This is a genomic window from Pseudomonas haemolytica (genome assembly GCF_009659625.1).
In the GTDB taxonomy this organism is placed as follows: Bacteria; Pseudomonadota; Gammaproteobacteria; order Pseudomonadales; family Pseudomonadaceae; genus Aquipseudomonas; species Aquipseudomonas haemolytica.
The window spans coordinates 117,532-133,043 of the sequence record NZ_VOIW01000001.1 but is presented as its reverse complement, the minus strand read 5'-3'; the positions used below and the strand labels follow the sequence as shown (position 1 = coordinate 133,043).

General features: G+C 59.6%; 18 protein-coding genes and 1 tRNA gene. 9 read left to right on the top strand and 10 right to left on the bottom strand.

What is annotated here, in order from left to right; all coding sequences use genetic code 11:
• Nucleotides 1-170 precede the first annotated feature (170 nt).
• Nucleotides 171-1,166: a catabolite repressor/activator gene (gene cra, locus FRT59_RS00695; RefSeq protein ID WP_153870159.1), complete on the top strand. Its 996-nt coding sequence runs from the start codon at nt 171-173 to the stop codon at nt 1,164-1,166.
• A gap of 2 nt (nt 1,167-1,168) precedes the next feature.
• Nucleotides 1,169-1,945, top strand: coding sequence for a TatD family hydrolase (locus FRT59_RS00690; RefSeq protein WP_034118057.1), 777 nt, complete (start codon nt 1,169-1,171; stop codon nt 1,943-1,945).
• On the opposite strand, the gene FRT59_RS00685 is transcribed toward FRT59_RS00690, so the two are convergent.
• From FRT59_RS00685 to FRT59_RS00665, 5 genes are all read right to left on the bottom strand, one after another.
• Complete coding sequence (locus tag FRT59_RS00685) at nt 1,892-2,323, bottom strand: hypothetical protein (protein WP_153870158.1); 432 nt, start codon at nt 2,321-2,323, stop codon at nt 1,892-1,894. The two genes, FRT59_RS00690 and FRT59_RS00685, sit on opposite strands and share 54 nt — an antisense overlap.
• A gap of 126 nt (nt 2,324-2,449) precedes the next feature.
• The gene (locus FRT59_RS27470; RefSeq protein ID WP_411829415.1) at nt 2,450-3,154 is read right to left on the bottom strand and encodes a methyl-accepting chemotaxis protein; all 705 of its coding nucleotides are present in this window, start codon (nt 3,152-3,154) and stop codon (nt 2,450-2,452) included.
• A 1,476-nt stretch (nt 3,155-4,630) separates the two neighbouring features.
• Entirely contained in the window at nt 4,631-5,467 is an 837-nt protein-coding gene (gene ampE, locus FRT59_RS00675) for a regulatory signaling modulator protein AmpE (RefSeq protein ID WP_153870157.1), read from the bottom strand.
• Nucleotides 5,464-6,027 carry a 1,6-anhydro-N-acetylmuramyl-L-alanine amidase AmpD gene (gene ampD, locus FRT59_RS00670; protein WP_153838923.1) on the bottom strand — a complete coding sequence of 188 codons (564 nt, stop codon included), beginning with the start codon at nt 6,025-6,027 and terminating at the stop codon, nt 5,464-5,466. The genes ampE and ampD overlap by 4 nt, the downstream gene beginning before the upstream one ends.
• 61 nt (nt 6,028-6,088) lie before the next feature.
• Nucleotides 6,089-8,239, bottom strand: coding sequence for a DUF1631 domain-containing protein (locus FRT59_RS00665; protein WP_153870156.1), 2,151 nt, complete (start codon nt 8,237-8,239; stop codon nt 6,089-6,091).
• Nucleotides 8,240-8,482: 243 nt separating this feature from the next.
• Here FRT59_RS00665 and nadC point away from each other — a divergent pair, with 243 nt between their 5' ends.
• Nucleotides 8,483-9,331: a carboxylating nicotinate-nucleotide diphosphorylase gene (gene nadC, locus FRT59_RS00660; protein WP_153870155.1), complete on the top strand. Its 849-nt coding sequence runs from the start codon at nt 8,483-8,485 to the stop codon at nt 9,329-9,331.
• Between the two features lie 81 nt (nt 9,332-9,412).
• Here the strand turns inward: nadC and FRT59_RS00655 are convergent, their stop codons facing one another.
• From FRT59_RS00655 to FRT59_RS00645, 3 genes are all read right to left on the bottom strand, one after another.
• Nucleotides 9,413-9,718, bottom strand: a complete 306-nt coding sequence (locus tag FRT59_RS00655) for a DUF6388 family protein (RefSeq protein WP_153870154.1) — start codon at nt 9,716-9,718, stop codon at nt 9,413-9,415.
• Between the two features lie 150 nt (nt 9,719-9,868).
• Nucleotides 9,869-9,941, bottom strand: a tRNA-Thr gene (locus FRT59_RS00650).
• Nucleotides 9,942-10,005: 64 nt separating this feature from the next.
• Nucleotides 10,006-10,419 (bottom strand): pilin, encoded by a 414-nt coding sequence (locus tag FRT59_RS00645; RefSeq protein ID WP_153870153.1) that lies wholly within the window; start codon nt 10,417-10,419, stop codon nt 10,006-10,008.
• Between the two features lie 201 nt (nt 10,420-10,620).
• Between FRT59_RS00645 and FRT59_RS00640 the strand changes: the two genes are divergently transcribed.
• The 4 genes from FRT59_RS00640 to yacG are packed head-to-tail and all read left to right on the top strand — an operon-like array spanning nt 10,621 to nt 13,509.
• Complete coding sequence (locus tag FRT59_RS00640) at nt 10,621-11,829, top strand: type II secretion system F family protein (RefSeq protein ID WP_153870152.1); 1,209 nt, start codon at nt 10,621-10,623, stop codon at nt 11,827-11,829.
• Nucleotides 11,826-12,692, top strand: a complete 867-nt coding sequence (locus tag FRT59_RS00635) for a prepilin peptidase (RefSeq protein ID WP_153870151.1) — start codon at nt 11,826-11,828, stop codon at nt 12,690-12,692. The genes FRT59_RS00640 and FRT59_RS00635 overlap by 4 nt, the downstream gene beginning before the upstream one ends.
• Entirely contained in the window at nt 12,689-13,312 is a 624-nt protein-coding gene (gene coaE / locus FRT59_RS00630; protein WP_153870150.1) for a dephospho-CoA kinase, read from the top strand. Before FRT59_RS00635 ends, coaE begins: the two co-directional genes overlap by 4 nt.
• A complete protein-coding gene (yacG, locus tag FRT59_RS00625; RefSeq protein ID WP_003188437.1) occupies nt 13,309-13,509 on the top strand; it encodes a DNA gyrase inhibitor YacG in 201 nt (66 codons plus the stop codon). Before coaE ends, yacG begins: the two co-directional genes overlap by 4 nt.
• On the opposite strand, the gene FRT59_RS00620 is transcribed toward yacG, so the two are convergent.
• Nucleotides 13,506-13,721 carry a hypothetical protein gene (locus FRT59_RS00620; protein WP_003171680.1) on the bottom strand — a complete coding sequence of 72 codons (216 nt, stop codon included), beginning with the start codon at nt 13,719-13,721 and terminating at the stop codon, nt 13,506-13,508. The two genes, yacG and FRT59_RS00620, sit on opposite strands and share 4 nt — an antisense overlap.
• Before the next feature lie 64 nt (nt 13,722-13,785).
• Nucleotides 13,786-14,475, bottom strand: coding sequence for an energy-coupling factor ABC transporter permease (locus FRT59_RS00615; protein WP_198809553.1), 690 nt, complete (start codon nt 14,473-14,475; stop codon nt 13,786-13,788).
• A gap of 129 nt (nt 14,476-14,604) precedes the next feature.
• On the opposite strand from FRT59_RS00615, the gene FRT59_RS00610 reads away from it, so the two are divergent.
• Nucleotides 14,605-15,234 (top strand): DUF1780 domain-containing protein, encoded by a 630-nt coding sequence (locus FRT59_RS00610; protein WP_003188431.1) that lies wholly within the window; start codon nt 14,605-14,607, stop codon nt 15,232-15,234.
• Nucleotides 15,235-15,323: 89 nt separating this feature from the next.
• Nucleotides 15,324-15,497: a DUF3094 family protein gene (locus FRT59_RS00605; protein WP_034118042.1), complete on the top strand. Its 174-nt coding sequence runs from the start codon at nt 15,324-15,326 to the stop codon at nt 15,495-15,497.
• Nucleotides 15,498-15,512 lie beyond the last annotated feature (15 nt).

Below are 15,512 nucleotides of genomic sequence, written 5' to 3'. Positions count from 1 at the left end.
AAAATACGCCTGCTGAAACGTTTAATCTAGAATTTATGGCAGATTACGCGTTAATTACGCAAGCTTGAAGGACCACTCGGCGCTTGCCTTGGGACATTGGTCGTATGCTGGAATCGGTTACGATTGGACAAAATGTCGGGGCACGCTCTAAAAAACAAGGAAATCCCGGTTTGAAACTCAGTGATATCGCACGTCTGGCCGGTGTGTCCGTAACCACCGCCAGCTACGTCATCAATGGCAAGGCCGCACAGCAACGCATCAGCAACGCAACCGTTGAGCGTGTACGTGCCGTGGTCCAAGCCCATGGTTTTACTCCCAACCCCCAAGCCGCCGGGCTGCGCAGCCGGCATACACGTACGTTGGGTTTCATCCTGCCAGACCTGGAAAACCCCAGTTACGCACGCATCGCCAAGTTGTTGGAGCAAGGTGCGCGGGCGCGGGGCTATCAGTTGCTGATTGCCAGCTCCGATGACGAAGCCGACAGCGAACGCCAACTGCTGCAACTGTTCCGTGCGCGGCGTTGTGATGCGCTGTTCGTCGCCAGTTGCCTGCCGGCCAGCGATGACAGCTATCGCGAGCTAAAAGCCAAGGGCTTGCCGGTGATCGCCATCGACCGGGTCATGGAGCCGAGCCAATTCTGCTCGGTGGTCAGCGATGACCGCCAGGCCTGCCAGCAACTCACCAGTAGCCTGCTGCAACCGCTGCCCAAGCAAATCGCGCTGATCGGCGCACACCCCGAGCTGAGCATCAGCCAGGAACGCGCCGCAGGTTTTCGTGAAGCGTTGCAAGGCTTCACTGGCGAAGTGATCGTCGAACAGGGCGAAGCCTTCAGCCGTGATTGCGGCCGACAGTTGATGGAGCAACTGCTGCAACGCCTGGGGCATTTGCCGGACGCGCTGGTGACGACTTCCTACGTGCTGCTGCAAGGCGTGTTCGACGCACTGCATGACTTCCCCCTCAGGTCGCGACCGCTGCGCCTGGGCACCTTCGGCGATACCCAACTGCTGGATTTCCTGCCGCTGCCGGTCAACGCCATGGCCCAGCAACATCAACTGATCGCCGAGACTGCCCTGCGCCTGGCCCTGGCCGCCATTGAGGAGGAGCAGTACCAACCTGGTGTCCATGCGATTGGCCGGACCTTCAAGCAGCGTATTCACGAGGCCTGAGCGTGGAGCTGATCGACACCCACACCCATTTGGACTTCGCGGATTTCGACCACGACCGCCAGCAAGTCCTCGCCCACAGCCGTCAACTCGGCGTGCGGCGCATGGTGGTGTTGGGGGTATATCAGAACAATTGGCAGCGGCTATGGGATCTGGTGCAGGAGGACGAAGACTTGTTCGCCGCCTTCGGCTTGCACCCGGTGTATCTCGATGAGCACCGCCCTGCCGACCTGCTGGAGCTGGGTGATTGGTTGACACGCCTGCACGGCCATCGGCAACTGTGTGCCGTAGGCGAAGTCGGCCTGGATTATTTTCTTGAGCACCTGGACCGCGAGCGCCAGCAAAGCCTGTTTGAAGCCCAACTGAAACTTGCAGTGGATTTCCAGCTGCCTGCCTTGCTACATGTGCGCCGCAGCCACGCCGCTGTGATTGCCACCCTCAAGCGCATCCGTCTGCCGCGGGGCGGCATCATCCATGCGTTCGCCGGCAGCGTCGAGGAGGCCCGCGAGTACATCAAGCTCGGTTTCAAACTTGGCCTGGGCGGCGCCGCCACCTGGCCCCAGGCACTGCGAATGCACAAGGTGCTGGCCCAGCTACCCCTTGACGCCGTGGTGCTGGAAACCGATTCGCCGGATATGGCCCCGGTCATGTACCCGAACCAGCGCAACAGCCCGCAGCACTTGCCGGACATCTGCACCGCGCTGGCCGAGCGGATGGGTATCAGCCCTTCATTGCTGGCAGAGGCGAGCACACGCAATGCGTGCGAGCTGTTCAAGTGGTAGCGGGTGGATGACCTGCAAGTTCAAGGTCATTTTTTGTCGATGACGGGCGTAGCGCACGACCAGGCAATGGATAAACACCGCGACCAGCGAAATGTTGAACTGCCCGATCACACTGAGCAGCCCCACCCACTCCGCGACCAACGCCACCAGCAAGGTCGCGCACGTCAGTATGATCATGCTCGGCCGCACCAGCGCCCATTGGTCCAAGGCGCGAAATTGACGCAACTGTTTGTGGCAAAGCAACTGCAAGCCTGAGTGGCAGTACGTACAGTCAAAAGGTACATCGATGGCAATGGCGTTCAGTTGCCAAGGCTTGAGTACAAACGTCATGTCGCACTGGGCGCAATGCCCTCTGATGCTGCCGATTACAGCGGTCATCGCCGTGCCTCCTCGAGACCGTGACTGAGTGAAACAAAGTCTCACCCATTCACGCCGCGATAAAACATAGCCTGGTAAATCAAGACATGCGCTACGCCGCCCGAAGCCCAATCCTATAGAAAATTCCTACACACGAAACGCACCAATCAATTGCTTCAACTCAATAACCTGCGCCGACAATTGCCGGCTGGCCGCTTCAGTCTGCTGGGCGCCGTGCGCTGCATGCTCGCCGGCGCGATTGATTTCAACAATATTCTGGTCGATGTCTTGGGCGACCGCCGTTTGCTGCTCCACGGCAGCGGCGATCTGCTGGTTCTGGTCGACGATCATCCCGACGGCGCCGAGGATATTTTCCAAGGCCTGCTGGACTTTCTCCGACTGCCCCACCGTGCCACTCGCCATTTCATGGCTGCTGCCCATGGCCTTCACCGCCGCGCCAACGCCGCTATGCAAGCGGCTGATCATCTGTTCGATTTCTTCGGTGGAATGCTGGGTGCGCCGGGCCAGGGTGCGTACCTCATCGGCCACAACCGCAAAACCGCGCCCCTGTTCACCCGCGCGTGCGGCTTCGATGGCCGCGTTGAGCGCCAACAAGTTGGTCTGCTCGGCAATGCTCTTGATCACGTCCAATACGCGGCTGATGGATTGGCTGTCGACGGCTAACTGGTTGATAACCCGCACCGACTCATCGATCTCCAAAGCCAGGCGCACGATGCCGCCTTGCTGGGATTGCACCAGCGCACGCCCGCTGACGGTTTCATCGTTAACGCTCTGGGCGCTGCTGACCGCAGCCGCGGCGCTGCGCGCCACTTCCTGGGCAGTGGCGGACATCTGATTCATCGCCGTCGCCACTTGTTCGATCTGGCTGCGCTGGCCGGACACCGCCTGGTTACTCTGGGACGAAACCGCCTGCACCTGGCCGGCCTGCAATTCGACCTGGCTGACCGTATGCCCGACACGCTCGATCAAGTCATGGATCTTGGCCACGGTGCCATTGAACACTTGGCCCAAGTCCCCAAGCTCATCGCGGCTTTGGGCAACGAAGGTAACCGTCATGTCACCTGCCGCCACTTTGTCCATCATCGCCCCCAAGCGATGCAAAGTGGTGCGTGTGGAAACAAAGAAGCCCGCATACAGATAGAAAATCAGCGCGAACATCGCCGCCAGGGCCGTGATCAGCAGCACCATGTGCATGCGGTTTTGTGCCAGCCGTTGCTGCAATTGCTGCTCGAGGAACGTCAGAGTGGCGTCATCCAATTGATACGTCTTGGCCATCAGTTGGCTGACGCTGTCGTAAAAGCCTTGCCACGCCATGTCGAGGGTCTCTGCCATCACCACCTGTTCTTCGAACAACTCACTGCCTTGCTTCAGGCTGGCCTGGCTGGCTTGGGCCAACGTGTCGAGTGCTGCGTGCGCGGCGTTGCTGATGCCCAGCGCATCCTGCAACTTCAAGCCATATTCGCCCTGAAGCTTTTCCAATTGCTGCAACAGCTCATCAAAGCGTGTGCTGGAAGACGAATTGATGAAACCTTGGCCCAACGAATACGCGCCCATCGCCCGGCCCTCTCCCAGCGCCTGGGTGACTTGCGGAGTGACGGTGGTGACCAGATTGGAGAGCTGGCGCAGCTCACTTTGCGCGTCACGGCTCAAGCCGGCTTGGCTGGCAATGATTTGGCTCAGCATCTGGGCTTGGTTGAGTAATTTGCCGATCAGCGCGGTTTTGTTGAGCAACGAGGTTTCCTGTTGCTGGGCCTTGAACGCGGCGATCAACTCGTCGCGCTTGTTTTCGAAAACTGCGACTTGCTCAGGTTGATTCGCCATGGCGCTAAGGCCCTGCAGACGGTCCAGCACACTTTGCTCCAAGGCGCCGATCCTGGTCTCAAGGTCAGCGGCCTTGCCGGACTGACCAAGGGTGGCGTTGATCTGCACCTGGTTGTTGAGCGACTCCAGGTCACGACGCAACACCAGGCTGCTGCCGAGCAGGTCAAGGCTTTGCAGTTCGATGCGGGTGCCCTGGAATTCGCGCCAGGAATCACGCACCAGGAAATAGTTGGTCGCCAGCATCGGCAGCAGGAACAGCACGCTGATCAGGCTGAACTTCATGCCGAAGCTCAGGCGGTTCATCAGCGCGACGGCTGGATAGAGCAAGCTCTTCACAGGTGACCTCCCTTTCTATTATTTTTATTGAGGCGCAGGGCGGCGGCAGATAGCCACTATTTGGCGCTCTGTCTGTATAGCTCAATTCGAAAGGAAGTTTTGTAACGTAAGGTTAACGGCGTGGGTAATGGATCCCCACGCCGCTATGACTCAGGGCAAAACGGTCCAGATAGCAAACCCGGCATACCACAGCACCGCCGCACGCAGCAGCAGTTCCCACAGGCGATCCAGGCTTTTGATGCCATCGGCGCCCACCACCGGCGGCGGGATTTCGGCGGCGGCCAGGCCAACTTTTTCCATCAGTTGTGCCGCGCTGATGTCCCAGCTCAGCAGTTCGTGGAGCATCACACGGCTGACCCCGACGAAGTTGCCCACCAAAGCAAAGCTCGCCGCCAGCAGTCGTACCGGTAGCCAGTCAAACGCGTGACGCAACTGCGTGGCGCGTTCGGCCACCAACGGGTTCTGGCTGTGTTCGCTGGCCAGCGCCAACAGGCGATAGGCCAAAGCGGCCACCGGGCCTAACAGGAAATACCAGAAAATTACTGCGAAAAAGCTCTGATAGGCCTGCCATAACAGATGGCCCTGGACGCGCTCCAACAATTGCTCGCCACTGTCGGCGCCAAGCTTCAGGTCGCGCTCGGCCACATGTTCGGCAGCTTGCAGGTCACCGCGCCGCCAGGCATCACGAAACGGGCCCAGCCCTGCCAGCAGATCGCCACGGCCCAGGCTATAGATCACCACCAGCAAATGCACCGGCAATGCCAACAGGCCATAGGCCACCGGCTCCAGTACCAACAACAATAGTGCCAGTAATGCCACGGGCAGCAGCACCAGCACCAGCAAGATCAGCCAGGGTCGCTTGCCCATGCGTGGGCTCGATTCCAGCTTGGCCAACTCCCGCAGCCATCCACCGTCGCGCTGCAACCGCAGGCGCAAGGCCGAGAACTTCTCGATCCAGACCGCCAGCACCAACACCAGGAAACTCATTGTTTGTGTCCTCCATTCTGCAGGGCGCTGCGAAAGCGCCTCCAATCAAAAGCGGGGCCCGGGTCAGTCTTGCGCCCCGGTGCGATGTCGCTGTGACCACAAATACGTTGGTGGGTTATCGCTGGGTAAGCCAACAGCAACTGGCGCGCCAAGTCGATCAGCGCCGCATACTGGGCATCGGTAAACGGCAGTTCGTCGGTGCCCTCCAACTCGATGCCCAGGGAGAAATCGTTGCACACCTCGCGCCCCTCGAAGCTGGAAATGCCGGCATGCCAAGCCCGGTCCCGGCAAGAAACAAATTGCGTCACAGTGCCGTCACGCTCAATCAGAAAATGCGCAGACACACGTAGGTGGGCAATCCCTTCAAAGTAGGGATGTTCCGATACATCCAGGCGGTTCTGGAAGAACTCCTGCACCTTGCCAGTGGCGAACTGCGCCGGAGGCAAGCTGATGTTGTGCACCACCAACAGCGAGATTTCACCTTCAGGGCGCTCGTTGAAGTTGGGCGACGGGCAATGACGAATGCCTTGGCACCAACCGCTGGCGGGGTCCAACTGCATACAGGCTCCTTGAATGAGACGAGGTGTTACCAGTATGCCGCGTTCCGCCCTGTGGTTGCGATCACTTGCCGCGATTGAGTTGACGCAGGTTGGCCATCACCGCAGCCAGCGCACGGTCGAACAGCAAGCCATCGTCCAAGACGCGCAGCGCGCCACACTTGAACGCCACGGCCAATTGCTCGGCGCTTTTCTCCAAGGCTTTGAGCCCCGTACGGCTGACAAAAACGTAGGTGTTGGCGGGGGGCATGATTGCCGTCAGCTTGCAGCGCAGGGTGGTTACTTGATCTTGCTGAAACGCCACCCAGACGCCGATCCGCAATTGCTGAGCCTTGAGCAAGTCGGCGTCATCACCGGGCAAGGACTCAACAGCGACCCGCAAGCCCGGGCCGAGGGTAATGGGCTCGTGGACTTCGACCAACGCGTCGGCGCCCTCGCCTTCGAACGGCTGAACATGCACGGCCTGCAACCGCAGGAAAAACTCACGGGTGCTGAAAGGATCGAACGCCGCACCGGCCAAACCGTCACGCAATGCCTTGAGCAGCCCTGGCAATTGCTCAAGCAAATACCGGCCCGCCTCGGTGCCTTCCCGCAAACCAACGCTGCAGATCAACTCATCCATGGTGCGCAGCGCCGCTTGCCATTGCAGCGATTGTTCGCCGTGCTTGAGAGTGGTCACCACCAGCACCTGGCTCCACGCCTGTTGCAGGAATTGCACCACAAACTGCGGCAGGACTTGGCCCAAAAGCCGTCGATTGAGCACTTGCGCCACACGCTCGCGCGCAGCTTCCAGTTGCAGGCGCTCGCGTGCGGCGTCACGGGTATGCCGTTCCAGCAACTCGCTGCGCCTGCGCTCATCAGCGGCAAACGCGCTGAACTGCGTCAGCATCTGGAAAAAAATCTCCGGGTCTTCGACATACTCGTTCAGCAAGCGCTGTACCACCTGCTCGATACGCACGTACAGGGTGTCGCGTGGATCGTCCTGCGGGCCCCACCCTATGACGGCGCTCGCGATTTCATTGAGCAAGCGCCGCGCCGGATGGTTCGCGCAGCTGAACAGGCTCTTGTCCAGCACGGCGACTTTCAGCAGTGGGATCTGCAAGCGGGCGATCAGGCCCTTGAAAGCGTCCGGCACACTGCCGTCATCGAGCATGAATTCGAACAGCAAGGCCACCAGGTTGATCACATCTTCGTCAGCATCTTCCACCACCCGCGACTTGCCACTCTTGACACTGACCCGGGTCAGCAACTGTTCAAGATGGTTTCGCAGGTCGAAATCGTCCTCGGCCTCGGGCTCCGGGACGTATTGTTGCAAATGCGAAAGCAGGCGAAGCAGGTCGCGAGTGTCAATGGGTTGTGGCTCGGCACTGGCTTCGAGGGTCGGCGCCACGCTACCACGCACGGCGACCAACAATTTTTGCAAGGCACTGAAGGCTTGCTGACCGCTTTCATCGAGTGGCAGTTCGGCAATCGGCTGGTTGGCGTGGTGCTGTTCACGGTTCGCACGCTCGCCGAGACGACGGGACGGAACGGCCTTGAGTTCGGGCAGCACCCCAGTGGCGACCAATAGTTGATTGGCTTCCGCGTACAGCAGGTCAGCGTCACTAAGCACGTATTTTTCAAAGAGCTTGAGCATGATCAGCTTGACGCGGATCTCGACTCCCAGGCTGCGCCCCGCCTGCAGGAAAAACCCACAGAGCAGTGCCGGGCCCAGAGGGTTCTCATGATCATCCAGGCGCCTGCCGAGCAATTCACTGAGCCTCGCGCTCAGTTGCCCCAATGCCAAGCCATCACGGTGCCGCACTCGACTGAGCATCGCTTCCAGGGCCACGGCTCTTTCCAGATCATCGGCGCTTGTACCACGTACCGATTCGTAGGACACCACCGGCACCAGGTGCAAGTCGCCGCGCCCGGCCTGACCCAGATTGGCGAAGGCCGCAAACAGCTGTTCCATGAACACGCGCTCGAAATTCTTGCGCTTGAGGCGCAGGTCGCGCATGGCCTCGAAAAAAATATGATGATCGACGGTGCTACGGGCTTTGTCAGCCATTTCGAACAGGGTGTCATCGGCGTTATCGAACAGCTCCTGTAAACCCTGTTGCAGCTGTTGCGCGGCCTTGTCACGCACCTGCAGCACCACCACCGGCAGGCGTGCGAGCGGCGATGGCGTGGCCTGTGCCCTGTTGATAGGCACCACCTTTCCGTCATTGTGCATCCTGGCCTCCTGAAACGGCGGTGTTGAGGGGGAAAGAACGGGGGCAGGCCTGAAAGGCACGGCAAATACCCGTCTACCACCCGGACGTCAAAGCTATGACGCCAATTGCAAGGCGCGCGATTATCTTGCAAATGAGGGCCGTTGCGCCAGCAAACTCTGCCGTCGCGCTGTAATTGAGTGGCGAGCCTGGGTTCAAACGCACGCAGCCCCTATAATCGAGGCACTTTGTTTGTGGAGCCTGTTATGCCGAACCTCCGTCTTGCCGACCTCACTGCCGAAATCGAAGCCAACGTGCGCCGCGCACTGCTGGAAGACATCGGCAGTGGCGACATCACCGCACAGTTGATCCCGGCCGAACGGCTGGCCAAGGCCACGATCATTACCCGCGAGGCGGCCGTTATCGCCGGTACGGCCTGGGTGGATGCGGTATTTCGCCAACTGGACCCGCGGGTCGCCGTGCATTGGCAGGTGGCCGATGGTGAGCGTGTCAGCCCCAACCAGGCGCTGTTCCACCTTGAAGGCCCGGCACGTTCGCTGCTCAGTGGTGAACGCTGTGCGCTGAATTTTCTGCAGATGCTGTCAGGGGTAGCTACCCGTGCGCAGTTCCTGGCGGACTTTGTTGCCAGCACCCAGGTCAAGCTACTGGACACCCGCAAGACATTGCCGGGCCTGCGCCTGGCGCAGAAGTACGCGGTCACCTGCGGCGGTTGCCATAATCATCGCATCGGGCTGTATGACGCGTTTCTGATCAAGGAAAACCATATTGCCGCCTGCGGGGGCATTGCGCAGGCGATCACGGCCGCGCACAAGATCGCCCCGGGCAAGCCGGTGGAAGTCGAAGTGGAAAGTCTGGAGGAATTGCGTGAAGCCCTGGCCGCAGGGGCTGACATCATCATGCTGGATGAGCTGAGCCTGGAAGACATGCGCGAAGCCGTGCGCTTGAACGCCGGCAAGGCCAAGCTGGAAGCCAGCGGCGGCATCAATGAAACCACCCTGCTGCCCATCGCCGAAACCGGCGTGGACTATATCTCCATTGGCGCGATGACCAAGGATGTGAAAGCGGTGGATCTGTCGATGCGCCTCAGTATCTGAGTAGTTGCCAGCGGTAAGCTTCAAGCTGCAAGAAGGCTGCGAGACAACTTGCAGCTTGCAGCTTGAAACCCGCGGCTGCTTTTAAACTACAAGGTTATTCATCTCGCAGTACTCTTGCCATTCGACACCCAGCACGTCGGCCGCCTCTTTGTGCAAGACCAACCGCGCAGCTTCGAACTCTTGCGGTGTCGAAGTGTACTTGAGGGTCAGCTCCCAAGGCTGGTAGCCCTGGCTCTCGGCCTCGTCCTCGAATGCCCACTGAATCTGGTCACGCTGGTCGTCAGCGCTCAGGTCCTTGATCTCGTCTTTAAGCTGCGGCGTGTCCTCAAGGTATTTCTTGAGTGCTTCTTCGTGCCGAACTTCCTGGGTCATCTCAGTCGTGGTCATGTTGTTCTCTTAGATCGAGGAATGGGGATGCATCTGGGTCATCAAGGTTGCGCAGATACAAAAGAGCAGGCAGGAATGCCGACTCGTCTGGCCTTCAGAACCATTCTGGGATCATCTGAAAACATTGCCTTTGAAGCAGTGGTGCCTTTGTGCCCGAGACAGGAATCGAACCTGCGACCTTCGCGTTACGAGTGCGCTGCTCTACCAACTGAGCTACACGGGCGGTGGGCTAAAGCTAGCACTGCATTGGGCATGCAGCAACTGACACGCTCACCGCCCGGCGCCCGTTACGCTCCGTGGGCGCTGCAACCCTTGGCAACGTACTGAGCCTCCGCCGTGGTGGCACAGGTCCAGCCGGTGGTGGCGCTGCGGGTCAAGGTGATGGTCTTGCCCAGCACGGGCGCAGGCGCGTCGAGGATTTCACAACTGATGGAACCGGCACCCGAGGCCACATCGCCTGCCACGTCGATCTTGCAGTTGGCTGTAGGGCTGGTGCCACCGATCAGGGCCAAGGTCGGCACAGTGCCCTGGTTGATTGTGTCCTCGTAGCCAGCCTTCAACGCGCTGATTTCAGCCAGCCCCGCCGTGAACTTGGCCTTGGCCTGGTGCTTGGTGTACATGGGCAAACCGATGGTGGCCAAAATGCCGATAATTGCCACGACGATCAACAATTCGATCAAGGTAAAGCCTTTTTGACGCATCTCTTTCACTCTCCAGTATAGAACCATGACAGGGCACATCCTGCGCCCCGTTTTGTGCAACGGCGCCAGTGTACTCATGCTCACTCGGCCAATCGCGTACAAGACGTACATTCTGACATTTTATTCCTGAACGCCAGCCTGCCCGGACACGCTCCCTGACTAAGCTATAAATTCTTCACCACCTGCGTGCGCAAACCTGACATGAATGACACTTCAACGATCTACGCCTGGGAAGGCATCAACCGCAAAGGGCGCAGGGTGTCCGGGCAAATGGCTGGCCATAACCTTGCGCTGATCAAGGCACAACTGCGCCAGCAAGGAATCTGCCCCGAGCATGTGCGCAAGAAGCCTGCCTCACGAGGTACTTTCGCTCCACGAATATTACCCGCGGATATCGCCCTGCTCACCCGCCAGTTGGCTACCTTGCTCAAGGCCGGTATCCCGCTGCTGCAAGCGTTCGACATCATCAGAGAAGGTGTTGAAAACCGGCAAGTCAGCGAACTGGTCAAAACGTTGAAACAGCAGATCGCCAGCGGCAACAGCTTGGCCGATGCGCTGCGCCAGCACCCGCGTTATTTCGATGACCTGTATTGCAGCCTGGTAGCCGCCGGGGAACAGGCAGGTGCCCTGGAAACCCTGCTGGAGCGCGTGGCGATCCACCTGGAAAAAAGCCAGCAGCTCAAAGCCAGGATCAAGAAAGCCATGACCTACCCTGTCGTGGTACTGGTGGTTGCCGCACTGGTCAGCACAGTGCTGTTGATACACGTAGTGCCGCAATTCCAGAACCTGTTCGCCGGGGTCAATGGTCAATTACCCGGGTTTACCCTGGGGGTCATTGCCTTGTCCGAATTCCTGCAACAAGCGTGGTGGATGCTGGCATTGGGCTTGGGCGCAACCGTATGGGGGCTTCGCTACGCCTACCGTGTTTACCCGAGCTTTCGCCACTGGCTTGAAGCCGGTTTGTTGAAAGCCCCGCTGGCAGGCAAACTGCTGCAAAAATCAGCCGTCGCACGCTACGCACGCACGCTTTCAACCACGTTTTCGGCGGGTGTCCCCTTGGTGCAGGCATTGAGCTCGGTGGCCGGTGCCGTCGGTAATGGACCTTTCAGACAGGCAATCGAACGTATGCGCCACGATGTATCCACAGGCATGCAGTTGAATCAGTCAATGGCCAGCAGCGGCCTGTTCCCAGGCATGGCGATCCAGATGACGGCAATCGGTGAGGAGTCCGGCACTTTGGACCGCATGCTGGAAAAGGTCGCGAACCACTACGAGTCAGACGTAGACACCTTGGTCGATAACCTCACCAGCCTGATGGAGCCGCTGATCATGGTCGTATTGGGGGGCATTGTCGGGGCGCTGGTGATCGCGATGTACCTGCCAGTCTTTCAGTTGGGTACGGCATTTTGAGCCTGCTGTTGCGCGAGTATCCCTGGGCGTTTGTCGGCCTGGCGCTGGTATTGGGCCTGATCGTCGGCAGTTTCCTCAACGTGCTGGCGTGGCGCCTGCCAAAAATGCTCGAGCGCGAATGGCGTGCCCAGGCCCATGAGATCCTCGGCTTGCCGGCGGCTCCCACAGGCCCGGTCTATAACCTGATGCGCCCGAACTCCTGTTGCCCGCACTGTGACCAGCCGATTCGACCTTGGGAAAATATCCCGGTGCTCAGTTACCTGCTGCTCAGAGGGCGCTGTGCCCACTGTCGTGAGCCCATCAGCATTCGCTACCCCCTCACCGAACTGGCATGCGCACTGCTCTCAGCCGCTGTTGCCTGGCACTTCGGCTTTGGCTGGCAAACCGGCGCGGTACTGCTGCTGAGCTGGGGCTTGCTCGGCATGAGCCTGATTGACCTCGACCATCAATTGCTGCCGGACGCGCTGGTGCTGCCGCTGCTCTGGCTGGGGCTCATCCTCAACAGCGCCGGCCTGCTGACGACCCTGCCCGATGCGCTGTGGGGCGCAGTCATTGGCTACATGAGCCTGTGGAGCGTGTTCTGGCTGTTCAAGCTCGTCACCGGCAAAGATGGCATGGGCCATGGCGACTTCAAGTTGCTGGCATTGCTGGGCGCCTGGGGCGGCTGGCAAATACTGCCGATGACACTGCTGCTGGCCTCACTTCTGGGCGTGATCGCCGGGCTTGTTCTGTTGCGTGTGCGCAAGGTCCAAGCCTCGGCACCGATGCCGTTTGGCCCCTGCCTGGCAATTGCCGGCTGGATTGCATTGCTCTGGGGTGGTCAAATAACCGACTTCTATTTGCAGTCTGTCGGTTTCAGATGACCACTTCTGTCGTAACACCCTGGATTCTTGGCCTCACAGGCGGCATTGGCAGCGGCAAAAGCGCTGCGGCCGAGCACTTTATCAACCTGGGTATTGACCTGGTGGATGCCGATCATGCTGCCCGCTGGGTCGTCGAACCTGGTCGGCCGGCACTGGCGCGCATTGCCGAGCACTTCGGCAACGGCGTGTTGCAGCCCGACGGCCAGTTGGACCGCGCCGCACTGCGTAAACTGATTTTTGAAGTACCTGAAGAACGCCGGTGGCTGGAGGCCTTGCTGCACCCGCTGATTGCCGAGGAAATTCGCAGCCACCTGGCGCGCGCGCGATCGCCTTACGCGATCCTGGTGTCACCGCTGCTGATCGAGTCCGGCCAGTACAGCATGACCCAGCGCATCCTGGTGATCGACGTGCCGCAATCGCTGCAGATTCAGCGTACCCTGCAGCGCGACGGCATCAGCGAACAACAGGTGCAGGCGATTCTCAAGGCCCAGTCCAGCCGAGAAGACCGCCTGAACCATGCCGATGACGTACTGGTCAATGACCAGGACCTTGCCTGGCTGCACGGCGAGGTCGAGCGACTGCACCACTTTTACCTTACTTTGCGTGGAGGCCGACCATGAGCCAACCCTTGACCGTCGACTGCCCAACCTGCGGTGCACCCGTGGAATGGAAAGCGACCAACCTCAACCGGCCGTTCTGCTCGGACCGTTGCAAACTCATCGACCTGGGCGCCTGGGCCGCAGAGGAACACAAGATCCCCGTGGCCCCGGATGCAGAAGACGAACTGTTTTCCGAAGACCTGCCGCCGCGCCACTAAGGCCGCATAAAGGCATATTCCTGCTGGTCGTCGAGGTTTTCTGCGAGGTATTGCAACTCGTCGGCCAGGTCTTCAAAACTGCGCACACCCTTGCTTTGCTGCACCACGGCGCTGAGCATGGCGCGCAATGTCAGGCCTGGGTCAAAACCGATTTCCTGCGCTGCATCCTGGCTTCTGCGCAACTCCTGCCGTGCCCACTCATACACACTCATGATCCGTGCTCCTGAAAATTTTGCAGAGCATGGACCTGCACCGTTGCCTGGGATTTGACCTGGATCAACGCCGCGAATCGTCGTCCTTCCAGGGTGCCGAGAGATAGCGGGTGCGGTTGAAGGTCTCCAGCCATTCAGGGGAAAACACGACCAACGCACTGATGACCATGCCGTTGATAAAAGCTTCGGGAAAGATGATCAGCCACAGGTAGCCTACAAAGTCTTCCAGCCACTCCGGCATCGCAAAGCGGCCATCGAACCACAACAGACCCAGGCCGGCCAACAGGCATAACAAGGCCGATAGCGCAGCGGCAAAAAAACCGGAACAGAAGATATACACAAAGGGGTTACGTGGTTGCGCCCGCTCCACCAACAGCGCGCAACTTTCGGTGACCAGCACCGGCAACACGATCAGGAGCAGGCCATTGACGCCGAGCGCAGCCAGGTCCTGGCGCCCCAACAGCATCAAGCCGAGCTGAGCGGCAAACCCACCAACGATTGCCAGCGGCCAATCGAGCAGCAAGGTGACGGCGGTCATGCCGATAAAATGATAGGAAACCCCGGTATCGAAATCCCGCCGCACCAGCCACAGCATGAACAGCGCGAATACCGTGCCGAACAGCAAATGCTGGCGCCGTCGGTCGGCGAACAGTTCGACCCAAGGCGAACGCAGGATCGCCCAGACCACCGCCGGCGCGTACAACAGCCAGCCGATGCTCAGGGTCAGTGGTGCCAGAACAGCCGCACTGATCACGGATGCAATACCTCTACAAAAAGCCTCACCACACACCTCATCCTTGGGCTTACTGCCAAGTCAACAGTCTACACCCGCGTTTTAAAGCAAGACTTCCTGTGGTCATCATTTGAACGCTAAGCTGCGAATATGGATGACTCAGATTATTTGCGTCTGCTCACCGTAGCAGCCGAACAAGCCAATGCGTTCCTGTCCAATGCCCGCAAGTGGGAGCGTGAGCGTTGGGTCTGCCAGCGCCTGCTGCAAGGCCTGAACGTGCCCTACCGTGTCGAAGAGTTTCACGCTGCGGGCCAGGAACCGCCGGATGTATTGTTTCGCGACGCCAGCTTCGAGGTGTTTTTCGTGCTGGACGAAGGCCGCCGCCTGAATGATGAATGGCGCGACGAATTGCTGCGCAGGCGCAGCGCTTTCTCCTTGAGCCAATTGGTGCGGCGCGAGGCCAAGCCACGGCGCATCCCTGCCCATGAGTTCCTGCTGCGCCTGGCGCCGACATTGCGTAAAAAAGCCCACAACTACAAAGAACGCGGTATGGACCTGGGAGAGCTGGACCTCATCGCCTTCACCAGCCTCAAGCGCGAAGTGCTGGACCTCAACAGCCACTTTCCGCCACCGACCGAATACCTGCGCCAGGGCTGGCGTTCGTTGTCACTGGTAGGCCCGACTTTCGCCCGGGTGCTGTTCGCCCACCCGGATGCACCGGATTTCTTGCGCAACAACCTGGGGCGCAGCATAGTATTCGACGTTGGCATCAGCTTGTGACACGGGCACCGGCTACGCTTATGGCGATAGCGCCAACTCCATGACTGTAACGTGGCGCCCTTTTGCAACGTCTACCTGACGAGGCCTTTATGACCAGCCGCCTGAACCCCGATGACCAACAGCATGTCGAAGAGTACCTGCAACTCTCCCAGAACAGAGTCGAGCGCAAGCCTTTCCGGCCATGGCTGCTCCTCTGTGTGGTGCTGGTAGTGGTGGTCGGGCTCGGCGTGCTGAGCCGCCTATTGAGTTACCTGACGCTATGAGCTGCCTGGCGCTCG